Source organism: Streptomyces sp. NPDC058092 (assembly GCF_042884935.1).
Taxonomy (GTDB): domain Bacteria; phylum Actinomycetota; class Actinomycetes; order Streptomycetales; family Streptomycetaceae; genus Streptomyces.
The window spans coordinates 70,782-93,153 of sequence record NZ_JBHVSY010000009.1 but is presented as its reverse complement, the minus strand read 5'-3'; the positions used below and the strand labels follow the sequence as shown (position 1 = coordinate 93,153).

The window sequence follows — 22,372 nt, the reverse complement described above, 5'->3', positions numbered from 1 at the left end:
GCTCCATCAGCGGGCTGTCCGGATGGTGTCTGACTTAGCTTTGGGTGCGTTTCGAAAGTGCTGGTCGCAGCCATCAACGAGTGGCTGTGACCAGCACTTTCGAAACGCACCCTAGAACCGTCCCGCTCGTACAACGCGTCCCTCAGCTTCAGCAGGTACATCAACAACGTCTAGTCTCATCCGGGTTACGCCGTTGACCAGGCGGGAAGAACGGGGAGTCACACCACCATGAGCGGTACGAACGGAGACGGACGCGACGAGCGGGACGACAGCGTCGACGGGGGTATCAAGCCGCTCGCGGTGAGCGACCCCGCGCGCATCGGGCCGTATCTGCTGCTCGGGCGGCTTGGTGCCGGTGGCATGGGGCGGGTGTTTCTCGCGCGGTCGGACAGCGGGCGGACCGTAGCCGTGAAGGTGGTGCACGAAGAGCACGTGTCCGACGAGCAGTTCAGGGCGCGGTTCCGGCGGGAGATCGAGGCGGCGCGGAGGGTCGATGAGCGGTACACGGCGCCGGTTCTCGACGCGGGTCCGGGCGACGAGCCGCCGTGGGTCGCCACGGGGTACGTTCCCGGGCTCTCGCTCGAGCAAGTCGTGCGGCTGTACGGGCCGTTGCCTGCCGCGTCCCTGCACGCCCTCGCCGACGGGTTGCTGAAGGCGCTCAAGGACATTCACGGCGCCGGGATCGTGCACCGTGACCTGAAGCCGTCCAACGTGATGCTCACCGTGGATGGCACGAAGGTCATCGACTTCGGGATCGCGCGGGCGCTCGAGACGTCCGTCGAGTCCTTGTTGACCAGTACAGGGATGGTCATCGGCTCTCCCGGGTTCATGTCGCCGGAGCAGGTGCGCGGGCAGCGCGCGGAGGGCAAGAGCGACGTGTTCACCCTCGGGTGCGTGCTGACGTATGCGGCGACCGGGCAGCTGCCGTTCGGACAGGGGGCAAGCAATCAGCACGCGGTGATGTTCCAGATCGTGGAGGGCGAGCCCGACCTGACGCGTGTCGAGGACGCCGCGCTGCGGGCGCTCATCGCCCGGTGTCTGACAAAGGACATCGACCAACGGCCGGACGTCGACGAGCTGTTGGAGGACCCCGAGCGGCCGCGTCCCCGCGCCGCGCGCGGCGCCTGGCTGCCTGCCGGTGTCGTCGCGCACCTCGCGCAGCAGTCCGCGCGGCTGCTCGACGCCGAGGCGGCGCCGCTGCGGGAGGAGCCCGTGGACCTGGCGACCGTCGGGCTGCGGCCGAAGGGCGAGCCTCCCGAAGTCGTCCCGGCGGACAGCGACACCACGACGCGACGGCGGGAGCACGAACAGCGGCCCCGCCGGCGCCGCAGGCTCATCGTTCTGCCCATCGTTGCCGTCATCACCGTCGGCGGCGGCACGGTCGTCGTGCTCCAGCCCTTGTTGGGTGGCGGCGGGGACGGAACGCACGCCCAGTCACCGGGCAGCAGCGCGAGTGCCACTCCTGGTGGCAGCAACTCGCCGAGCATGTCCAGCAGTTCACCTTCCAAGGGAGGGAAAGGGAAGGACGGGGACGACGGCAAGGGCGCGGACGGTGGCAAGGGCGCGGACGGCGGGAAGGGCGTGGACGGCGGGAAGGGGCAGGGCGACGAGGACGGGCCGGATGGGTCGAACGCCCCTGAGAGCGGCGGAAGTGCATCCGATGGCAACAGCGGCTCCGACAGCGGCGGCACCAGCACCAGCGCCGGGTCCGGCTCTACGGGGCCGTCTCGCTCCTCGGGCTCGGACGGCGGAGATTCATCCGGCTCCGGCGGTTCGTCCTCCGGCTCGCGGCCGCCCGCCATGAAGAGCTACAAGGCTGCGTACACCAACTCCTGTGTCGGCGCATGCGACATGCCGATCAAGGTGAGCTGGTCGGCGATCTCCCGAGCGACCAGGTACGACATCCACTACACCAACAAGGGCAGCAACTTCACCGAGAAGAACCTCGACACCACCTACTCAACCGGCAGCACCAGCTACACGATCAAGGGTCCGTACTCCGGTGACAAGATCTGCGTCACGGTGCGCGCGGCCAACAAGTACGGCGCCTCTGCCTGGGCGGAGACCTTGTGCGACACGGTGCCCTACTAACGCCGGCGGGCTCAAGCGGGCAGCGCATCACCCCTGTTCAGGAGGTCAGCGGAGACCTCTGCCGGAGCGCGGTAGCCATAGGTCTTGCGCGGACGGTGGTTGAGCTCGTGGGCGATGGCGTCCAGGTCGGCCTGGCTGAACATGCGGAGGTCCGCGCCCTTGGGGAGGGATCCTGCGGTCCTCGACCTCGGCGGGGCGGGCGCTCATGGACACCATGCCGGATCTCGGCGGCGCGGCCACCGAGATCTCCCGGGTCCGCACCTTCACCACCCCGCCGTACGCGTACTCCGCCGAACCCGCCCCGACCGTGGCCGCCTCGGTGACCGCGGGGGCGGGAGCCGGGAAGTTCTGAGGGAAGACCGGGGGTGCACGGCCTGCTGGAAGGCTGTGCACCCCCTGGCCGTCCTGCCGATGGATGCCAGAAGTTCGAGGGTTCCGCGGTGATCCGACGATTTTCGGCCTCGGTGGCGCGGTGGTGGATCGGGAGGGAGTCCTGGGGCCGGTGGGCAGCCGCGGTGTCCAGGAAGGGGGCTTTTGGCGCCGCCATGTGGCCCCGCGTACCGCACTCCGGGGCCGGTTGGTCGATCAGCCGGGCGGGATGGCGACCGGGTTGATCAGCTCGACCATCACCATGTGATATTAGGCAAAACAGGCCAACATCACCGGCGAACCGTGGGAATTAATTGGCGCATGATGTGCCATCGCGCAATGCGGTCAACTACTAGATTGGCCGACGGCACCACGAGACCGGCCGTAGCCTGCCCCGTGCCGTTCACCGGCCGGGAATGCGAAAGTTGGTCACTATGCCTGGAATTCCTGGTGAACACCCGGTCCACGCAAAATGTTCGGTCCGCACCACCGCGCCCGGCCGGGCCGAATATGCCGGACGGGCGCGCCATTCGCAGTATTTCCTGACCTGATCCGGTTGTCCGGGTACACCCCTGTGGCCGGCCGAGAGTATGAGGCACGTTCTGTGAAGGTTCGTACGAGGCGGTCGAGCACCCTGATCGCCGGGGGATTAGCAGTGGTGCTGCTGACGGGTTGCGGCTCCCAGGATCAGATCTGGCCGTTCGGGTCCGAGGAGAAGATGGTCGTCGGGATGTCCGACGACATCCTCGCGACGGATCCGGCGGCGGGGTACGACCCGGGGTCCTGGCTGCTGTTCAGCAACGTCTTCCAGTCCTTGTTGAGCTTCCCGCCCGGGAGTTCCACCCCTGTGCCGGAGGCCGCCGAGGAGTGCCATTTCTCGGACGGCAGCAAGACCTATACCTGCACCCTGCGTGACGGGCTGAAGTTCAGCAACGGCAACAGCCTCACATCGGAGGACGTCAAGTACTCCTTCGACCGGGCGATCGGAATCAACGACCCGGCGGGCCCGGCGCCGCTGCTTTCCACCATCTCGTCGATCACCACCCCGAGCGAGAAGACCGTCGTCTTCCATCTCAACGTGCCCGATGCGATATTTCCCAGCAAGATCGCATCGGGTGCCGGTTCCATCGTGGACCATCGCGTCTACCCCAAGAACAGGCTGCTCAAGGGCGGCAGGACGGTTGGCTCCGGTCCCTATCAACTGGACTCCTTCGACAAGTCGAAGGCCGTCTTCTCCGTCTACTCCGGCTACCACGGAAACGCCGAGGTGAAGAACTCCGGCGTGACGCTGGAACTCTTCCGCGGCGACCAGCAGGCCCTCGAAACTTCCCTGGAAAAGGGCAAGGTCGACATCGCCTACCGTGGCCTCACCGCCAAGGCGATAGCCGCCCTGGACACCTCGCCCACCGCGCAGAACGACGGCCTCGAGGTCGTCCAGGGAAGCAGCGCCGAAGTCCAGCACATGGTCTTCAACGTCGCCGACCCCGTGGTCGGCAAGCTCGCCGTGCGCAAGGCCATCGCCTATCTCGTCGACCGCAACTCCCTGGTCAGTCAGGTCTACCAGTCCACGGCGGCACCGCTCTACTCGATCGTCCCGGTCGGCATCACCGGCCACGGCACCTCGTTCTTCGACACGTACGGCGACAGCCCGCAACCGCAACGGGCGAGGGAGGTCCTGCGGGACTCCGGTATCACCGACAAGGTGAAACTCACCCTCTGGTCCACCCCGAGCCGTTACGGACCCGCCACCGACGACGAAATACGGACCATCGCCGGTCAGCTGAACAAGAGCGGACTCTTCGACGCCAGGATGAAGTCCGTCCCGTTCGAGCAATACGAGAAGGACATCGCCGACGGCAAATATGGCGTCTATGTCAAGGGCTGGGTGCCGGATTACCCCGACCCCGACAACTTCACCCAGCCGTTCTTCGGTAAGGGAAACGTCCTGTCGAACAATTACGAGAACAGCGAGATAACCAAGCAGATCATCCCGAAGACCTCGTCCATGACCGACCGCGCGGACACCCGGCAGGAGTTCATGAAGCTGCAGGACATCGTGGCGCGCCAGCTGCCGCTCCTGCCGCTCTGGCAGGGCAAGCAGTACGCGGTCGCCCACGAGAACGTCCGGGGCCTGCAGAACTGCCTGGACACCTCGACCGTCTTCCGGTTCTGGGAACTCAGCACGGCGGACTAGGTTCTGTCGTCACATGTCACGCCCGTGCCAGCGGACAGCGCGGCGTCCTGACACTTCACTCACCGCCCCGGCAGGCTGGCGGCTTGCTCATGCGATCATACGGGCGGCTCTCGATGGACCGGTGCACAGTCAACTGATCGGACGGTCGAGCGATCGAGCCATCGGGCATCGAGCAATCGAGCGGGAACGGGAGTGCGGTGTGAGCGGGGCTGGGGGGCAGGACGGGTCGTCCGTGTCCGAAGAGGAGTGGGAGCGGTTCCTCCGTGAATCGGTGACGGGTGCGGCCGGGGCCCCCGTGGAGCCGTCGGCGCGCGCCCGTGAGGTGGAGCGGCGGCTGCGGGAGCGCTCCGGGCAGCCGGAAGGCTGGCGTACGTACTCACCGGCCCGGCCCCGGCGCAGGACAGGCTGGTACGTGACCGGGCTGGTGGCGGTCGTGGCCCTCCTGGTCGTGGGGCTCTTCCCGCAGCAGGTCATCGGCTGGTTCGGTGGCAACGACGGCGGGCAGGACGGCGCGCCGCTGGCCGCCGAGTCGGAAAGCCCGCGGGAAGCCCCCGGCGCCGAGCCGGATCTGCACCCTACCCTCGCCGAACCCTTCCGGGGTTCGCCTGCCGCCCGCTGGGCCGACGGAGCGGCAGGGATCACGGTGCCGCCGGCCAAGGCGACCGGCTGGATGGACGCCGCCCAGGTCGAGCGGGCACTGCGGCAGAGCCGGGACTTCCTGGTGGCCGCAGGGCTCAACTCCCGCGTGCTGCGCGGTGAGCGGCCCACGAAGGCGATCGCGCTGCTGAACCCGCATCAGAAGGACGTCCAGGAGTATCTCCGTACCGCCCTGTCGTCGACGGCGCCCAAGGACAAGGCCGACCCGCTGCTGTTGTTCAGCCGCTTCCGGCCGGAGCAGTCCCGGCTGGTCGGTGACGTGGTCAAGACACGCGGTCGGCTCACGTACCAGGAGGGGAAACAGGGGGCGGTCGAGGTGACGGCGGACGTCACCTTCGTGTACCCGGTCACCCCGACGGGCGACGGCGGGCGGGACGCCGAGGTCGTCCGTACGATCGTGCGGCGCGAGGTGGTGATGAGCTGGGACGACCCGGCCAAGGTCATCACCGAACCGGGCACGATGTCCCTCGTCTCGTATGCGCTCGACATGACCAACGGCGGCTGCTCCGCCCCGACTGGCTACTTCGTGCCACCCTTCGGCACGGCCGACGAGCAGCGCGCCGACGAGGCCCGCCAGGTCGATCCGTACGACCGCAGCAAGCCGATCGACACGAGCAACGGCACGATTGCCACGGGCGACAGCTGCGCGACCGCCGCCCGCTCCTAGGAGTTGTCGTCGAATGGCGCGCCCACATCAGGAGTGAGGCGAGGGTGACGGCTGCTTCGTAGGACCGGGCGGTCTTGTCGCAGCGGGTGGCGATGCCGCGCCATTGCTTCAAGCGGTTGAAGCACCGTTCCACCACGTTGCGCTGCTTGTAGATGTTGCGGTCGAAGGCCGGTGGCCGGCCGCCGCAGCGGCCGCGCCTGAGTCGGTTGCGGGCCTGGTCGGCCCGCTCGGGGATGGTGTGCGGGATGCCCCGGTGGCGGAGCCAGGTGCGGATCGCCCTGGACCTGTAGCCCTTGTCGCCCGGGGCATGAGCGCGTCGGACCCCGGGCCGACCCGGTCCGATGCGGGAGACCCGGATCGCTTCCATCGCTGCGGTGAACTGGGTGCAGTCGTTGGTGTTCCCGCCCGTGACGACGAAGGCGAGCGGCCGGCCCAGGGCGTCTCAGGCGAGGTGGATCTTGCTGGTCAGCGCGGGCGGGTTGACGGGGTGCGTTTAGGGCTGGAAGTACTCCGACATCAGGCCGCTGACCCATTCCGGCTGCTTGATGTCCACCGCGCGGAACTCCGCCATCGTCGGCTTCAGGTCAATGACCGGGGTGCCGGAGACCGCGTCGAGGCCCACCACCGTCAGTTCGCGGCCGTGGACGGATTCGATGGCGCAGCACGTTACCCCGATGCGGTTCGGTCTGCGGGGGCCGCGGCCGGCGAAGACACCAACCGGCGGGAGGTCGGAGCGGCCGCGGTAGGGGCGGGGTTCGCGGTAGTCGTCGTGTTCCGGGAACTGGTCGAAGACGAAGAGGACCTCCACGTGGGAGAAGCCCTCCAGACCCTGGAGGCACGCCTCGCCGAAGCGCTCGTCGACGGTGATCGTGCTGCGGACGGTACCCCAGTTGTCCGTGTGCTGGACGTCCGTCCGGTTGTTCCGGACTGTACCTATCGGTGTGACCTCGAAGCTTGGCATGGCAAGGTTCCATCTCTTTGGTCAGCGTCGTGCCCGGATGAGGATGGCCGCGAGGTGGAGTGCGGCCTGGTAGGCGATGGCGAGTTTGTCGCACTGTATGGCTAGGCCGCGCCACTGCTTGAGGCGGTTGACGCAGCGTTCGACGGTGTTGCGCTCACCCGGACCTCGGTACCGTCCAGCCGCAGCTCGCCTCCCTCGGCCGTCGCGTAAGCGAAGACGCCCTTCAGCGTGCGAAGCCGCAGGCCGGCGTGACCTGGTACAGCGAAGCCACAGGCCGCCGGCAACGGGCGGATTTCGTGGACGGCCCGAGTGATCGTGGAACGGTCCACCCCGTAGAGCACGGCCACGGCCGCGTGCGGGAGCTGCAACTGCAGGACGACCAACGCGGCGATGACCCGGTCGGTGAACACCAACTGGTGGTTCGGTCCCGCCCCGGCCGCGCGCAGACGGTCATGACCTCGACGGTCGTACCGTCGAGGTCATGACCTCGACGGTCGTACCGTCGTCCTTCTTCGGCGGCCATCCACACCTGAGCCAACTCGCCGATCAGCGTGCCGAGCCGACGGTGTCGAAGGCCGGTGAAGATGCGATGGGACAAGGCCGCGCGACCAAGGTATTGCGTCACAACAACACCAACCCGCACAGCCCTCTTCACGTCACGTCGCGTCCAACGACCGTGGCCCAGCGGGATATCAACTCGCCCGCCGCCTCTTGCGATTGGGGCGACGTGGGCGGACGAAGGTGTCGAGCGCGCCCACGGCCGCACGGATATGGGCCGGGCCGCGCCGCAACCGCTCTCCCGCGCACCACCAGGACAGCTGCCCGTCCGCATCCCGCGGATGCATGCCGAGGCCGTGCTCGGCGCACAGAGGCCACGCCTGCCACAGACGCTCGGTGACGGTCTCCTGCGCGGCATCGGCGACGATCGCCGGCGCAGAGGCAGGATCGTCTGCCGAGTCCGGATGCAGGTAATCGCCCTGCCACTCGCCGTTAGCCGGAGCGACATGGACGTTCTCCGGCTCGTCCGCATCGTAGGGCGAAATGGCCAGCAGTTGCAGGGGTTCCTGCTCGGGAGGGGGTCACCGCCAGGTCCCGGTTGAGGAGGGCGAGAGACCGGTCCCACCTGGGGTACTCGCCTGGCGAGACGCGACGGGGCTCGGGGTGGTCGAAAGGAGCGCGCACGGACACCATCCTCCGCCACGTAAGGACAGCCCCAATCGTGCACCACGTCGTAAGAGACACGCCCTGGCCGTGGCGCGTCCGCAGGGCAGCGGGGCGCGTCCGCAGCCGGGGAATGGGAGAGTCCGCTCGCGCGTTGTGTGTGGGAGCGGAGGGTGGCTCCGCGTCGCCTGAGCTGTACGTACGGAACACGGAGAGAAGAAGAGACATGCGCGTCGAGATCTGGAGCGACATCGCCTGCCCCTGGTGCTACATCGGGAAGGCCCGCTTCGAGAAGGGGCTGGCAGGGTTTGCCCACCGCGACGACGTCGAGGTCGTGCACCGGTCCTTCGAGCTCGACCCCGCGTACCCCAAGGGCGACACCACGCAGGTGATCGACATGCTGGCGCAGAAGTACGGGCGCACCCGTGAAGAGGCGCGGGCCATGGAAGCGAACGTCGCGGCCAACGCGCAGTCCGAAGGGCTCGGCTACCTCACCGAGGGCCGTGACCACGGCAACACCTTCGACATCCACCGGCTGCTCCACCTGGCCAAGGCCCGGGGCCGCCAGGACGAGCTGCTGAGCCGCGCCTACCGGGCGAATTTCGCCGAGGAGCGTTCCGTCTTCGACGGTGACGTGCTGGTCGAGCTCGCCGTCGAGGCCGGTCTCGACGCCGACGAGGCGCGGGCCGTTCTCGCCGATCCGGAGGCGTACGCCGCCGAGGTGCGGGCCGACGAGCGGGAGGCGTCCGAGCTGGGGGCCAACGCCGTGCCGTTCTTCGTGCTCGACCGGCGGTACGGGATCTCCGGCGGCCAGCCCGCCGAGGTGTTCGCCCAGGCACTCGAACAGGCGTGGAAGGACCGGCCGCTCACCGCGATCGGCGGGGACGCCGCGGCGTGCGACGCCGACGGCGCCTGCGAGGTCCCGTCGGCCGGAGGCCATGCCTGAGCCCGTCGGCCGGAAGCTACGACTGAACCCGCCCGCCGGGCTTCGTGCCTGAGTTCGCGGGGCGGCTGCACCGCCTGAGCCCCCGGCACCGTTGGGGTGCGCCCCTTGACTCTTCGTAATTGACGAGGAGTCAACGGCGCCGCACGCTGGGCTCATGGAGACTACTTCGCTCAGCCGTACGGTGGACGACGAGTTCGCACCGGAGACCACGTACCTCAACACCTCCACCTGCGGGCTGCTGCCCCGGCGCACCGTGGCGGCGGTGAACGCGCTCGCCGGGGCGATCGCCACGGGCCGCAGCGCCGGCTCCGGCGACTTCGAGGCGGTGGAAGCGGCCCGGGCCGGCTTCGCCCGCCTCGCCGGTGTGGACGCCGACCGGGTCGCCACCGGCAGCTCGGTCTCCGTGCACGTCGGGCTGATCGCGGCCGCGCTGCCGCCGGGGGCCGAAGTCCTGGCGCCCGAGGGGGAGTTCAGCTCCGTCGTCAGCCCGTTCGCGGTCCGTGGCGATCTCAAGGTGCGCTATGTCCCGCTGGACGGACTGGCCGACGCGGTACGGCCCGGTACCGCGCTCGTCGCCTTCTCGGCCGTGCAGTCCGCCGACGGCCGGATCGCCGATCTCGACGCGGTACGCGCGGCCGCAGCCGCCCACGGCGCCCGGATTCTGCTCGACGCCACCCAGTCGGCCGGCTGGCTGCCGCTGGACGCCGGGGCGTACGACTACACCGTCACCGGCGGCTTCAAATTCCTGCTGTGCCCGCGGGGCGCGTCGTTCCTCACCGTCACCGAGGAGGCGCAACGCACCCTGCCGGCCGTCTTCGCCGCGTGGGTCGCCTCCGACGACCCGTGGAACAGCACGTACGGCCCGGTCGGGCAGCTCTCCCCGACCGCCCGCCGCTACGACGAACCGCCCGCCTTCCTCTCGTACCACGGCGCCGAGCGCTCCCTCGCGCTGCTCGGCGAGGTCGGCATCGACGCCCTCCACGCCCACGCCACCGGGCTCGCGGCCCGGATGCGGGCGGGGCTGGCCGGGCTGGGGCACGAGGTGGTGCCGGGGGAGTCGGCGATCGTCGTCGTGCCCGGACTCGGCGGGCGGGAGCCCGAGCTGGCGCGGGCCGGGGTGATGGTCTCGAACCGGGCGGGGAACCTGCGCGCGGCCTTCCACCTGTACAACACGGAGGCCGATGTGGACCGGGTGCTGGACGTGCTCTCCGGCTGAGGCCGCCCGGATGCCCGGCTGATCCCCCGGGCGCCGGGGATCAGCGGAGGCCGGGGCAGTTCTCGGTCTCGTGACAGAGGTTCTCCTCGACCTTGGCGAGCAGCCGGGCCAGCTCCTCGCGTTCGGCCGTGTCCAGCCCGGCGAGGGTGTGCTCCTCCAGGCTCGTCCAGGCACGCTGGACGTCGGAGTGCAGCGCGCAGCTGTCGTCGGTGGCCTCGACCAGGACGGCCCGGCGGTCGCCGGGGTCGGGGCAGCGGCGGACGTGCCCGGTCTGTTCGAGGCGCTGGAGCATCTTGGTCACCGTGGAGGGGTCGAGCTCCATCGCCTTGATCAGCTCGGACTGGCGCACCGCACCCGCGTCCCACAAGTACATCATCAGGAACTCCTGGCCGGGGTAGAGCCCGAGCCCCTTGAGCAGCTTGCCCGCGGCGATCCGGTGCAGCCGGGCGACCCGCGAGACGGCATGGCTGACGGGGCCGCCGAGCGCGGCGCTCGGCAGTCGCGTACAGGCGGGATCCGCGGAATCGGTCGATTCGGCGGGACCAGCCGGTGCGGCGGACTCGGTGGACTCGGCTCGTTCGGCCTTCATCGGGACTCCTCGGCATTCCTCGGCAGCGCTCCGGCCGGCTGCTCCGATGCCGGTCCGGCCGCCTTCCGACAACTTTACCTTGGTCGGCCAAGTAATGGGTTACAGTGGCCGAGGCAGAGATACTTGGCCGACCACATAATTCCCCCGGGAGCTTCCATGACCACCGCATTCGACCCGATCGACCTGTCCGGCGCCCAGCTCGCCAACCGCATCGCGATGGCCCCGATGACCCGCAGCCGGGCCGGTGAGGGCGGCACCGCCACCGATCTCGTCGCCGAGTACTACGCCCAGCGCGCCTCGGCGGGCCTCATCATCACGGAGGGCATCCAGCCGTCGGTGGTGGGCCAGGGCTACCCCAACACCCCGGGACTGCACAGCACGGAACAGGTCGCTGCCTGGCGCAAGGTCACCGACGCGGTGCACGCGGCGGGCGGCCGGATCTTCGCCCAGCTCATGCACGCGGGCCGGATCGGCCACCCGGTCCTGCTCCCGGACGGGCTCACCCCGGTCAGCGCCTCCCCCGTCAAGCCCGCCGGTCAGCTCTACACCGGCACCGGACTGGTGGACTTCACCGCACCGCGCGAACTGACCGGTGACGAAGTCCGCCGGACCATAGCCGACTTCGCGGCAGCCGCGCGCAACGCGGTCGACGCCGGCTTCGACGGGGTCGAGCTGCACGGTGCCAACGGCTACCTCATCCACCAGTTCCTCGCGCCCAACACCAACCTCCGCACGGACGAGTGGGGCGGCTCCGAGGAGGCCCGCATCCGGTTCGCCGTCGAGGTGGTCAAGGCCGTCGCCGCCGAGATCGGCGCGGCGCGAACCGGGCTGCGCATCTCGCCGGGAAACGCGTACAACGACATCGACGAGCCCGCGCCGGAAGCCGTCTACACCGCGCTGGTACGGGAGATCGGGCCGCTCGGCCTCGCCTACCTGCACGTCCTGGAGTCGGTGGAGATCCGCGAGCTGACGCTCGCGCTGCGCAAGCAGTTCTCCGGTACCTTCATTCTCAACGCGCTGACGGACGGGCCGACCGGACCGGACGACCACTCGGTGATCGACGACGGGATCGCCGACATCATCTCCTACGGTGCGCTGTTCATCGCCAACCCGGACCTGCCCGCCCGGCTGAAGGCCGGCGGCCCGTTCAACACCCCGGACCCGGCGACCTTCTTCGGCGGGGACGCAAAGGGGTACGTCGACTACCCGGCGCTGGACGCCGTGCGGTCCTGAGACCGTGAGGGTTGCCGGACCGCACGACCTCCGGCCGGTCGCGACGGCGGCTACGGCGAATCGCGGCGTACCGGCTCGGTGGGGAGCATCACCGGGGCCGGGTCCTCCCCACCGATCCGGGCCGGCCGTATCCGTACTGTCCTGGCGCCGATCCGGCCCCACGGCTGCGGATCGGCGTCGGAGCCGCCGCGCGGTCCCGCCCCCGAGCGAGCCCTGACCGCACGCACCTTCGACCTCGCGGTGCTACAAAGGGCACTGTGGTCAATCGTTTCGGCCGATTCCGGAGCGCGCAGGTCCGGTCACTCACGGGCAAGTATCCTCGGAGCGTCGCAGGCCAGGTCTTCGCCCTGCAGGTGGCTGTCGTCGTGCTCCTCGTGGCCGCCGCGGTGCTTGCGCTCGTAGTGCAGTCCCGGCACGACAGCAGCGCGGAGGCCAGAAGCCGTTCCATCGCCGTCGCGCAGACATTCGCGCACTCACCGGGCCTCCTGGCCGCGCTGAAGTCCCCCGATCCCTCCAAAGTGCTCCAGCCGCTCACCGAGGCGGGGCGGAAGGCGGCCGGCGTCGACTTCATCGTGGTGACGGACACAAAAGGGATCCGCTACACGCACCCCCGGCCGGACCTGATCGGGAAGAGGGTCGTCGGCACCATCGAACCGTCGCTGGCCGGCCGCGTGTACACCGAGAGCGTCAACGGCCCGCTCGGCCGCGAGGAGCAGGCGATCGTCCCCGTCCACGATCACGCGCGGGTCGTGGCCCTGGTGGCTACCGGCATGAAGGTCAAGCACGTGACAGGCGTGGTGGCACGGCAGATTCCGATCATCCTCGGTGCAGGAGCGGTTGCGCTCGGAGTGGCCACGAGCGGGACGGCGCTGGTGGCCAGGCGACTGCGGCGGCAGACCCACCGTCTGGGCCCTGCCGAGATGACTCGTATGTACGAGCATCACGACGCGGTGCTGCACGCCGTGCGCGAAGGCGTGCTCATCACCAGCGGAGACGGTCGACTGCTGCTGGCCAATGACGAGGCCAGACGGCTGCTGGATCTGCCGCTCGACGCCGAGGGGCGATACATCCCGGACTTGCCCAGCCTTGATCCCGGCATGGTGGAGCTGTTGACCTCGGGGCGCGCGGCCACGGACGAAGTGCTCCTCGCGGGGAGCCGACTGCTCGCGGTGAACCAGCGGTCCACGGACCGTCACGGTGGCCCCCAGGGAACAGTCGCGACCTTGCGTGACTCCACGGAGCTGCGGGCGCTGTCCGGCAGGGCGGAGAACGCCCGCGAGCGGCTGCGCCTCCTGTACGACGCCGGTCTCGGCATCGGTACCACCCTCGATGTGGTGGCTACGGCCGAGGAACTGACCGAGATCGCGGTACCCCGGCTCGCCGACTTCGTCACCGTCGATCTGGCCGACCCGGTCCTGCAAGGGGACGAGCCGACCGGTACCGACACGGCCATGCGCCGCACCGCTGTCCGCGGCATCCGGGACGACCATCCCCTCTACGAACTCGGGCAGCTGATCCGCTTTCTTCCCTCCACGCCGCAGGCACGGGCCTTCGCCACCGGCCGGCCGGAGCTGGTGCCCGACCTGTCCGCCGCACCCGGCTGGCTCGCCCAGGACCCGGAGCGGACGCGGATGATCGTCGGTTACGGCATCCATTCGCTCATCACGGTGCCCCTCCAGGCACGGGGCGTCATCCTGGGCATGGCCGAATTCTGGCGCTCCGAGAAACCCCAGCCGTTCGAGGAGGACGACCTGTCCCTGGCCGAAGAACTGGTCGCCCGGGCGGCCGTCTCCATCGACAACGCCCGCCGCTACACCCGTGAGCACGTCATGGCCGTGACCCTGCAACGCAGCCTGCTCCCGCGGGCCCTGCCCGAACAGAGCGCGCTCGACGTCGCCCATCGCTACCTGCCCGCACTCTCCGGGGTGAGCGGCGACTGGTTCGACGTGATCCCGCTCCCGGGCAGTCGGGTGGCGCTGGTCGTCGGGGATGTCGTCGGCCACGGCCTGCACGCGGCCGCCACGATGGGACGGCTGCGCACGGCCGTGCACAACTTCTCCACGCTCGACCTGCCGCCCGACGAGATCCTCAGCCACCTGGACGACCTGATCGGGCGCATCGACCAGGAGGAGGCGGAGAGCACCGCCGACGCGGGGATCATCGGAGCCACCTGCCTGTACGCGATCTACGATCCCGTCTCCCGCCACTGCGCCATGGCTCGGGCCGGGCATCCCCTGCCCGCACTGGTCCGGCCCGACGGCGGTGTGTCGTTCCCCGACCTGCCGGCCGGCCCGCCCCTGGGCCTGGGCGGTATGCCGTTCGAGACGGCGGAACTGGAAGTGGCGGAGGGCACGCAACTCGTCCTCTACACCGATGGGCTCATCGAGGACCGCACCCGGGACATCGACGTGGGGATCGAGCTGCTGCGTCAGGCCCTGGCGTGCCACCCCGACCGGTCGCCGGAGGAGAGCTGTCAGGCGGTGCTCGACGCGCTCCTGCCCAGCCGGCCGAAGGACGATGTGGCGCTGCTCATCGCCCGGACACAGGCGATCCCGCCCGACCGTGTCGCCGACTGGGACGTACCGTTCGATCCCGCCGCCGTGGCGGGGATACGTGCTGTCGTGGCCGAGAAGCTCGACGACTGGGGTCTGTCCGAACTCGCGTTCGCCACGGAACTGGTGCTCAGCGAGTTGATCACCAACGCGATCCGCTATGCCTCCGCGCCGGTCACCGTACGACTGCTGTACGACCGCACCCTGACCTGCGAGGTGGCCGACAGCAGCAGCACTTCGCCCCATCTGCGCCATGCCGCCGTGATGGATGAAGGAGGCCGCGGTCTGTTCCTCGTCGCACGACTGACCGAACGCTGGGGCACCCGTTACACCCCCCAGGGAAAGGTTCTCTGGGCGGAGATGTCGCTGCCCCGGTCCGGCGGGGGCGCGGACGCCGCGGCGTGGTCGGACATCCTCGACGCGGAACTCTGACCGCTGGATCGGCAAGCCCCGAGAGGGACACCTCCGCGGCCGTCCCGGCAGGGTGGACGGGACAAGGACCGTCGTGCGATCGACGCCGACGGTCTCATTCCAGAGCTTCTGCCGGACCGTGGGCCAGAAGCTTCTGCCGGACCGTGGGCCAGAGCTTCTGCCGGACCATGGGCCGGGCGTCCGGCGAAAAGTCCCCGCACACCCTCCTCCAGGATCTGCTGATGTTTCACAGCACCGATTCCGGCAGCGCCCCCGGCGCCCGCGCCCTCCCGCTACTCCTGGCCCGACTCCTCCAGCGGCGCACCGTGCCACTTCCACGAGGTGACCCGGGGCCGGCCGGGCAGCTCCGCGCGGCCGGTGGCCCAGAGCAGGACGGCCCACTGGTCGGCGTCCTTCGGGGCGTCCGGGAACAACCGGGCCAGCACCCGGTCGCAGAGACCGGCGGGCGGCGTCCAGGGGACGCCCAGGCCGGCGGCGAGGTCGTGGGTGTGGACCAGGGTCTCCACGATCCCCATGGCGGCGAAGCCCTCCGGGTCGGACACCCCGTAGGAGTGGTACGAGCGGACCTCGGGCGAGGCCGTCCGTACCATCGCGGCGAGCAGCGCGCCGCTCGCCTCCAGCGTCTGCAGCAGTCCTGCCGGACCGGCCGACCGGTCAGCGAAGACCGCGTTCGCCGGACCCTCCTGGTGTTCGGCGTTCCAGCGGTACGGGACATACGCGTCCAGCGGCGGCCGCTGCGGGCCCAACTGGGCCGCGTAGGAGAAGAGATCGTCGCTCAGGTGCTCCGTGGTCTCCCAGCAGTTCCACTCCAGCGCCCCGGCCGGGACCAGCCAGTCGTCCACCGGGGACTCGCGGAGCGCGGCAACCGCGAGACGGACCGCGGTGGTCACATCGTCCGCGGTGACCGGCAGCCGGGTCCCGGTCAGCGCGGCCCGTTCCGCCGCGCTGCACTCGACACAGAACTCGTTGCCCTCCGGATCGGCGAGCGTCGCCCAGCCCCGTCCGTTCGGCTTGCGGTGGTCGGCCACGAGGGTGGCGCCCAGGCCGAGCAGCCGCTCGACCTCCTCGTCCCGGGTGCGGTCCTGTGGCTGAATGTCCAGATGCAGACGGTTCTTGGTGCTCTTCGGCTCCGGCACCGAGATGAACAGCAGCGCGGCGCCGGGGGTTTCGACGAGCGCCTCGGGATCGCCGGGGGCGTCCTCGTCGGAGAGCGGCGCGCCGAGTACCCCGGACCAGAAGCCGGCGAGCTCGTAGGCGTCGGCGCAGTCGATCGTGATGTGACGTACGAGTGAGGTCATGGGCCACACTGTTGCTGGTGACGGCCTCGCGGTCCACCAATTTCGGGTTGAGGTGAGGGGGTGGGCGACGGACGTCGCCCACCCCCTCACCGGATCACCTCACCGGAGTGAAGTCCCGCGCGCCGATGAACTCCGGACGCCGTGCCGGTGCCGCGAACGGCTCCTCGGCGGCGTTCTCCACGCTGTTGAAGACGATGAAGACATTGCTGCGCGGGTACGGGGTGATGTTGTCCCCCGAGCCGTGCATGCAGTTGCAGTCGAACCAGGTCGCCGAACCCGCCCTGCCCGTGAAGAGCTTGATGCCGTGCCGGTCGGCCAGCTTCGTCAGCGCCTCGTCCGACGGGGTGCCGGCATCCTGCATCTTCAGGGACTTCTTGTAGTTGTCCTTCGGCGTCTCGCCCGCACAGCCGAGGAACGACTTGTGCGAACCGGGCATGATCATCAGCCCGCCGTTGGTGTCGTGGTTCTCGGTCAGCGCGATCGACACGGACACCGCCCGCATGTTCGGCAGGCCGTCCTCGGCGTGCCAGGTCTCGAAGTCCGAGTGCCAGTAGAACCCCGAAGCACCGAAGCCCGGCTTGACGTTGATCCTGGACTGGTGGACGTAGACGTCCGAACCGAGGATCTGACGGGCCCGGCCCACCACGCGCTCGTCACCGACCAGGCGGGCGAAGACCTCGCTGATCCGGTGGACCTCGAAGACCGAGCGCACCTTCTGCGACTTCGGCTCGATGATCGAGCGCTCGTCGGCCCGCACCGCCGGATCGGCGATCAGCCGGTCCAGTTCGGCGTGGTGGACGGCGACCTCGTCCGGGGTGATCAGCTGGTCGACGGTGAGGTAGCCGTCGCGCTCGAAGCCCTGCAGATCCTTCACGGCGGCCGGCCCCGGGGCACCGGGCGCCGACCAGATGACCGGGTCCTGGCGGGGAGTGATCATCTCGGCCGCGCCGCGGGTGGGGTACAGATCGGTGCGTACACCGGTGCGTACATCGGTGGTCATGGTTCAGTCCTCCTCGGTCAGCAGGGGGTAGACACCGTTCTCGTCGTGCTCCTCCCGTCCGGTGACCGGAGGGTTGAAGACGCAGACGCAGCGGAAGTCGGTCTTCGGCCGCATGGTGTGGTGCTCGTGGCCGTTCAGCAGGTACATCGTGCCGGGGGTGATCCAGTGCTTCTCGCCGGTCTCGTCATTGGTGAGCTCGGCCTCGCCCTCGACGCACAGGACGGCCTCGATGTGGTTCGCGTACCACATCGACGTCTCGGTACCCGCGTACATCGTGGTCTCGTGGAGCGAGAAGCCCACCTTCTCCTGGGCGAGCACGATGCGCTTGCTCTCCCAGGTTCCGGAGGCGGCCTTCACATGCCGGTCGGTGTTCTCGATGTCACTGAACGATCGGACGATCACGGTGGTTCGGTGCCTTTCTCTCTGCGGGGGTGTTCTCGTCGGACCCACGCCGGGGTGGTCCGGGTCCGGGGCGGGTTCAGGTGGTTTCGCGGACTGCGCGGGCTAGCGTCCGCAGGCCCTCGTCCAGTTCCTCGGGGGTGACGGTCAGCGGCGGCAGCAGCTTCACGACCTCGCTCCGCGGACCGGAGGTCTCGACGAGGAGGCCCAGTTCGAAGGCGCGGGTGCAGATCGCCGCGGCGCGCGCCTTGTCGGTGAACTCCATGCCCCAGACCAGTCCACGGCCCCGGAACTGCGCGCCGAGCCGGGCGTGTTCGTCGCAGATCGCCAGCAGCGCCTGCTCGATCTGCTCGCCGCGGGCCAGGGTCTGCTTCTCCATCTGGCCGTCCGCCCAGTAGGCGTCCAGCGCGGCCGCGGCCGTGACGAACGCCGGGTTGTTGCCGCGGAAGGTGCCGTTGTGCTCGCCCGGCCCCCAGATGTCCAGGTCCGGTGTGAACAGGCAGAGCGACATGGGCAGTCCGTAGCCGCTGATGGACTTGGACAGCGTCACGATGTCGGGGGTGATGCCGGCCTCCTCGAACGAGAAGAACGCGCCCGTGCGCCCGCAGCCCATCTGGATGTCGTCGACGATCAGCAGCATGTCGCGGCGGCGGCACAGATCGGCGAGCGCCCGCAGCCACTCGGGGCGCGCCACATTGATGCCGCCCTCGCCCTGCACCGTCTCGACGATCACGGCGGCGGGCTTGTTGAGACCGGAGCCCTGGTCCTCCAGGAGCCGTTCGAACCAGAGGAAGTCGGGCACCCGGCCGTCGAGGTAGTTGTCGAACGGCATCGGGGTGCCGTGCACCAGCGGGATGCCGGCCCCGGCCCGTTTGAAGGCGTTGCCGGTGACGGCGAGCGAGCCCAGCGACATGCCGTGGAAGGCGTTCGTGAAGGAGACGATCGACTCCCGCCCCTTCACCTTGCGGGCCAGCTTCAGCGCCGCCTCGACCGCGTTGGTGCCGGTCGGGCCGGGGAACATCACCTTGTACGGGAGGTCACGCGGGCGCAGCACGTTGTTCTGGAAGGACTCCAGGAAGGCCCGTTTCGCGGTGGTGGCCATGTCGAGGCCGTGGGTGATGCCGTCGCGCTCGATGTAGTCGATCAGCGCGCGTTTCAGCACCGGGTTGTTGTGGCCGTAGTTGAGGGATCCGGCGCCGGCGAAGAAGTCGAGGTAGCTGTGGCCGTCCTCGTCGGTCAGACGGGCGCCCTGCGCACGGTCGAACACGGCGGGCCAGCTGCGGCAGTAGCTCCGTACCTCCGACTCCAGGGTCTCGAAGACACTCAGCGCGGGCGGGGTGATGGTCACAGGGAATCTCCTGCTTGAGGGGGGTGTGTGGCGGTGCGGGTGTGCTCACGCGTGGAACGGGCCGATGCGGTACAGCACTTCGGGCAGGTGCGTTCCCTCCGGGAACAGCCCGCCGTCGAAGAGCACCTCGCGCTCCAGGGCCACGTCGTGGCGGAGCGCGTAGGAGGTGAACAGCCGGTCCGACGCGGTGTTGTCCGGGGTGACGGTCGTCTCGACCGAGGCCAGGCCCTGCTCGGCCGCGACCCGCGAGGTCAGCGCGTCCAGGAGCTTTCCCGCAAGGCCGGTCCCGCGGTGGGCGTGGTCGACGGCCACCTGCCAGACGACGAGCGTCTCGGGACGGTCCGGCCGGAGGTACCCCGTCACGAAGGCGACGGGCTCGCCGGTCTCGTCGCGGCCGACCACGGAGGTGGCCGCGAAGTCACGGCACCACAGCAGGTAGCTGTACGAGGAGTTGAGGTCCAGGACCTCGGAGTCGCGGGCGATGCGCCAGATCGCGGCTCCGTCCTCCACTCGTGGGGTGTCGATGGTGAGGAATTCGCTTCGGGCACGTGCAAAATCTGCGGGTGCGGCGGTCATGGGAATTGAATTTACCCAGCAAATTTCGAAATTGCATCGATGTGAGGGGTTGGGTGGAGTGATCCGCTGTGTTATCACGCGGGCGCGTGCCCCGGCGCGATCCGGCCGTGCTTTCCCCTGTTTTGGGTGCTATTTATCTGGCATAACGGGCGCGATGTGGAGTCGGTCACAAGGCCATAACTCTCGGATGGCGCACCGGAATTGTGTGGATCGAGCCCGGATCGAGGTCCTGGAAACTCGAGTGTTTAGGGTCCGGGAAAGCGGGCAGAAGAATGCGGGGAGCTGCTCTGAACAAAGCAGCTCCCCGCATTTATGAAATACCGGTGTTCCGCTGTGGATTTATTCGCTCGGCCAGGTTTCCGAAACGGCTTTGCGGGCAGTTTCGAAGTCGACCTGCCGGCCCGCATCGGCCAGCGCCGCCCCCAGAGCCGCGAGCGAGGACTGCACCGAGCCCCGCGTCGCATCCACACCGTAGTGATTGACCCGGATCATCTCCTTGGACAGCGCGCCCCCGCCCGCGATCAGCGGCAGCGACGGGTCGGCCGCGAGCGCCCGCGCGACCAGTTCGGCGGCATCGACGCCCTCGGGGGCGCGCAGCGTCGTCGCGACCGGCGCCGCGTCCCCCGCCTCGTGCACATACGGCGACAGGCCCCCGCCGAGCGCCACCGCGCCCGCACGCGTCGCCGCGGCGGCCGAGGCGTGGCGGGCCATGAGGGCGTCCAGGCCCTCGGTCTCGATCCGCTCCACGCAGGCCTCCAGCGCCAGCATCTCCAGCTGGGCGGGGGCGTGCAGCAGCATCTTGCGACCGCCGTCGATCCAGCGCTCCTTCCAGTCCAGGAGCGAGAGGTACGAGCGGCGCGGGGCCTGCGGGTTGGCCGCGATCCGCTCCCAGGCGCGCTCGCTCACCGACACCGCCGACACCCCGGCCGGGCCGCCCATCGCCTTCTGCGCGCCGATCACGCAGAGGTCGACGCCCCACACGTCCGGCAGCAGCGGCTCCGCGCCCACCGAGGCGACGGCGTCCAGCATGAACAGCGCCCCGTGCGAACGGACCACCTCGCCGATCTCGGCGACCGGATTGGTGTTCCCCGTCGCCGCCTCCGCGTGCACCAGGGAGACGAAGTCGATCTCCGGGTGCTCGGCCAGTGCCCGCGCCACCTGGTCGGCGGTGACCGCCGTGTGGAACGGAACCGCCAGATCGACGACATGGGCACCGCAGTCCCGCAGCCAGTTCCCGAAGGTCTGCCCGTACGGACCGGTGACCACGTTCAGCGCGGTCGAACCGGGCCGGGCGCCGCCCCGGATACAGCCTTCGAGGGGGAGCAGCGCCTCGCCCTGCATGATGACGACGTCCTGCTCGGTGGCGAGGAGGCCGGCCACCCGCTTCTCGATGGCCGCGAAACGCGCGGCGGTGAGCGGGGCGAGGTCGAGGAAGGGGTGCGTCACGGTGGTGCTCTCTTCGGATCGGGTCGGGTCGGTGCGCTGCGGTGCCGCGTACGGACGGTGCTTCCGTCGAAGCGTACCCAGGGCGCCGGACAGTGCCTCGTACAGTGCTGTTCATGAGCGATCACAGGGCACCGCAGGTGCTGCACGTGAAGGGGCGGGTGCTCGTCGGACCCGAGGAGGTCCGGGACGAGCTCTGGGCCGTCGACGGACGGATCTCGTACGCGAGGCCGCCCGGCGCGGACGAGGCGGTGACCGTCACCGGCTGGGTGCTGCCGGGGCTGGTCGACGCCCACTGCCACGTCGGGCTCGACCACCACGGCGCCGTCGACGAGGCGACCAGCGAGAAGCAGGCCCTCGCCGACCGGGAGGCGGGTGCGCTGCTGCTGCGGGACGCCGGTTCGCCGGCCGACACCCGGTGGATCGACGACCGCGAGGACCTCCCGAAGATCATCAGGGCCGGCCGTCACATCGCCAGGCCCCGCAGGTACACCCGGAACTACGCGTACGAGATCGAGCCCGACGAGCTGGTCGCGTACGTCGCGCAGGAGGCGCGCCGCGGCGACGGCTGGGTGAAGCTGGTCGGCGACTGGATCGACCGGGAGGTGGGCGATCTGACCGCCTGCTGGCCGCGTGAGGCGGTCGAAGCGGCCATCGCCGAGGCGCACCGGCTCGGCGCCCGGGTCACCGCGCACTGCTTCGCCGAAGACTCGCTGCGCGATCTCGTCGAGGCCGGGATCGACTGCATCGAGCACGCCACCGGGCTGACCGAGGAGACCATTCCGCTCTTCGCCGAGCGCGGTGTCGCGATCGTCCCCACGCTGGTCAACATCGCCACGTTCCCCTCGCTCGCCGCTGGCGGCGACGCCAGGTTCCCCCGTTGGTCGGACCATATGCGGCGGCTGCACGAGCGGCGTTACGACACCGTGCGCGCCGCGTACGACGCCGGCATTCCGGTCTTCGTCGGCACCGACGCGGGCGGGGTGCTCGCCCACGGGCTGGTGGCGGAGGAGGTCGCCGAACTGGTCAAGGCGGGCATCCCGGCCCTGGACGCGCTGTCGGCGACCACCTGGGGCGCGCGTCGGTGGCTGGGGCGGCCGGTGCTGGAGGAGGGCGCCCCGGCGGACCTGGTGGTGTACGACGAGGACCCGCGGGCGGACGTACGGGTGCTGGCGGCGCCGCGACGGGTGGTGCTGAACGGGCGGGTGATCGGCTGAGGGCGGCTCACGGGGCCGCCTTC

Annotated in this window: 18 protein-coding genes and 2 pseudogenes; 9 read left to right on the top strand and 11 right to left on the bottom strand. The window is 69.6% G+C overall.

Annotated features, from left to right (window positions below; genetic code table 11):
* The first annotated feature begins 228 nt into the window (after window positions 1–228).
* On the top strand, window positions 229–2,091 hold the full coding sequence (locus ACFVV1_RS17055) for a protein kinase (RefSeq protein ID WP_389989999.1): 1,863 nt from the start codon (window positions 229–231) through the stop codon (window positions 2,089–2,091).
* Between the two features lie 11 nt (window positions 2,092–2,102).
* On the opposite strand, the gene ACFVV1_RS17050 is transcribed toward ACFVV1_RS17055, so the two are convergent.
* Window positions 2,103–2,234 carry a hypothetical protein gene (locus ACFVV1_RS17050; protein ID WP_389989998.1) on the bottom strand — a complete coding sequence of 44 codons (132 nt, stop codon included), beginning with the start codon at window positions 2,232–2,234 and terminating at the stop codon, window positions 2,103–2,105.
* A 77-nt stretch (window positions 2,235–2,311) separates the two neighbouring features.
* On the opposite strand from ACFVV1_RS17050, the pseudogene ACFVV1_RS17045 reads away from it, so the two are divergent.
* The 3 genes and pseudogenes from ACFVV1_RS17045 to ACFVV1_RS17035 all read left to right on the top strand — a co-directional run.
* Window positions 2,312–2,443 (top strand): annotated as a pseudogene (locus ACFVV1_RS17045) (pectate lyase); the annotation flags it as partial.
* Between the two features lie 621 nt (window positions 2,444–3,064).
* Entirely contained in the window at window positions 3,065–4,654 is a 1,590-nt protein-coding gene (locus tag ACFVV1_RS17040) for an ABC transporter substrate-binding protein (protein WP_389989997.1), read from the top strand.
* A 232-nt stretch (window positions 4,655–4,886) separates the two neighbouring features.
* Complete coding sequence (locus ACFVV1_RS17035; RefSeq protein ID WP_389989996.1) at window positions 4,887–5,978, top strand: hypothetical protein; 1,092 nt, start codon at window positions 4,887–4,889, stop codon at window positions 5,976–5,978.
* Here the strand turns inward: ACFVV1_RS17035 and ACFVV1_RS17030 are convergent.
* The 3 genes and pseudogenes from ACFVV1_RS17030 to ACFVV1_RS17020 form a co-directional block, all read right to left on the bottom strand.
* Window positions 5,965–6,447, bottom strand: a pseudogene (locus tag ACFVV1_RS17030) (IS5 family transposase); the annotation flags it as partial. The gene ACFVV1_RS17035 and the pseudogene ACFVV1_RS17030 sit on opposite strands and share 14 nt — an antisense overlap.
* Window positions 6,448–6,471: 24 nt before the next feature.
* Window positions 6,472–6,939 (bottom strand): SAM-dependent methyltransferase, encoded by a 468-nt coding sequence (locus ACFVV1_RS17025; RefSeq protein ID WP_389989995.1) that lies wholly within the window; start codon window positions 6,937–6,939, stop codon window positions 6,472–6,474.
* A 101-nt stretch (window positions 6,940–7,040) separates the two neighbouring features.
* On the bottom strand, window positions 7,041–7,349 hold the full coding sequence (locus tag ACFVV1_RS17020) for a transposase family protein (RefSeq protein ID WP_389990176.1): 309 nt from the start codon (window positions 7,347–7,349) through the stop codon (window positions 7,041–7,043).
* Window positions 7,350–8,326: 977 nt separating this feature from the next.
* Here ACFVV1_RS17020 and ACFVV1_RS17015 point away from each other — a divergent pair.
* Together ACFVV1_RS17015 and ACFVV1_RS17010 are read left to right on the top strand one after the other, a co-directional pair.
* Complete coding sequence (locus ACFVV1_RS17015) at window positions 8,327–9,046, top strand: DsbA family oxidoreductase (RefSeq protein ID WP_389989994.1); 720 nt, start codon at window positions 8,327–8,329, stop codon at window positions 9,044–9,046.
* 154 nt (window positions 9,047–9,200) lie between these two features.
* The gene (locus ACFVV1_RS17010; protein ID WP_389989993.1) at window positions 9,201–10,262 is read left to right on the top strand and encodes an aminotransferase class V-fold PLP-dependent enzyme; all 1,062 of its coding nucleotides are present in this window, start codon (window positions 9,201–9,203) and stop codon (window positions 10,260–10,262) included.
* A gap of 40 nt (window positions 10,263–10,302) precedes the next feature.
* Here ACFVV1_RS17010 and ACFVV1_RS17005 read toward each other — a convergent pair whose 3' ends face one another.
* Entirely contained in the window at window positions 10,303–10,851 is a 549-nt protein-coding gene (locus tag ACFVV1_RS17005; RefSeq protein WP_389989992.1) for a MarR family winged helix-turn-helix transcriptional regulator, read from the bottom strand.
* A gap of 156 nt (window positions 10,852–11,007) precedes the next feature.
* Between ACFVV1_RS17005 and ACFVV1_RS17000 the strand changes: the two genes are divergently transcribed.
* Together ACFVV1_RS17000 and ACFVV1_RS16995 are read left to right on the top strand one after the other, a co-directional pair.
* The gene (locus ACFVV1_RS17000; RefSeq protein WP_389989991.1) at window positions 11,008–12,084 is read left to right on the top strand and encodes an alkene reductase; all 1,077 of its coding nucleotides are present in this window, start codon (window positions 11,008–11,010) and stop codon (window positions 12,082–12,084) included.
* Between the two features lie 257 nt (window positions 12,085–12,341).
* Window positions 12,342–15,068, top strand: coding sequence for a SpoIIE family protein phosphatase (locus ACFVV1_RS16995; RefSeq protein WP_389989990.1), 2,727 nt, complete (start codon window positions 12,342–12,344; stop codon window positions 15,066–15,068).
* 272 nt (window positions 15,069–15,340) lie between these two features.
* Here ACFVV1_RS16995 and ACFVV1_RS16990 read toward each other — a convergent pair whose 3' ends face one another.
* From ACFVV1_RS16990 to ACFVV1_RS16965, 6 genes are all read right to left on the bottom strand, one after another.
* A complete protein-coding gene (locus ACFVV1_RS16990) occupies window positions 15,341–16,366 on the bottom strand; it encodes a VOC family protein (protein ID WP_389989989.1) in 1,026 nt (341 codons plus the stop codon).
* Window positions 16,367–16,460: 94 nt separating this feature from the next.
* The gene (thpD, locus tag ACFVV1_RS16985) at window positions 16,461–17,366 is read right to left on the bottom strand and encodes an ectoine hydroxylase (protein WP_389989988.1); all 906 of its coding nucleotides are present in this window, start codon (window positions 17,364–17,366) and stop codon (window positions 16,461–16,463) included.
* A 3-nt stretch (window positions 17,367–17,369) separates the two neighbouring features.
* Window positions 17,370–17,768, bottom strand: coding sequence for an ectoine synthase (locus ACFVV1_RS16980; protein ID WP_389989987.1), 399 nt, complete (start codon window positions 17,766–17,768; stop codon window positions 17,370–17,372).
* A gap of 76 nt (window positions 17,769–17,844) precedes the next feature.
* Complete coding sequence (gene ectB / locus ACFVV1_RS16975; protein ID WP_389989986.1) at window positions 17,845–19,113, bottom strand: diaminobutyrate--2-oxoglutarate transaminase; 1,269 nt, start codon at window positions 19,111–19,113, stop codon at window positions 17,845–17,847.
* A gap of 45 nt (window positions 19,114–19,158) precedes the next feature.
* The gene (gene ectA, locus ACFVV1_RS16970) at window positions 19,159–19,689 is read right to left on the bottom strand and encodes a diaminobutyrate acetyltransferase (protein WP_389989985.1); all 531 of its coding nucleotides are present in this window, start codon (window positions 19,687–19,689) and stop codon (window positions 19,159–19,161) included.
* Between the two features lie 339 nt (window positions 19,690–20,028).
* Window positions 20,029–21,135, bottom strand: a complete 1,107-nt coding sequence (locus ACFVV1_RS16965) for a pyridoxal-phosphate-dependent aminotransferase family protein (RefSeq protein ID WP_389989984.1) — start codon at window positions 21,133–21,135, stop codon at window positions 20,029–20,031.
* Window positions 21,136–21,272: 137 nt separating this feature from the next.
* Between ACFVV1_RS16965 and ACFVV1_RS16960 the strand changes: the two genes are divergently transcribed.
* Entirely contained in the window at window positions 21,273–22,349 is a 1,077-nt protein-coding gene (locus tag ACFVV1_RS16960; protein WP_389990175.1) for an amidohydrolase family protein, read from the top strand.
* The last annotated feature ends 23 nt before the right edge of the window (window positions 22,350–22,372 follow it).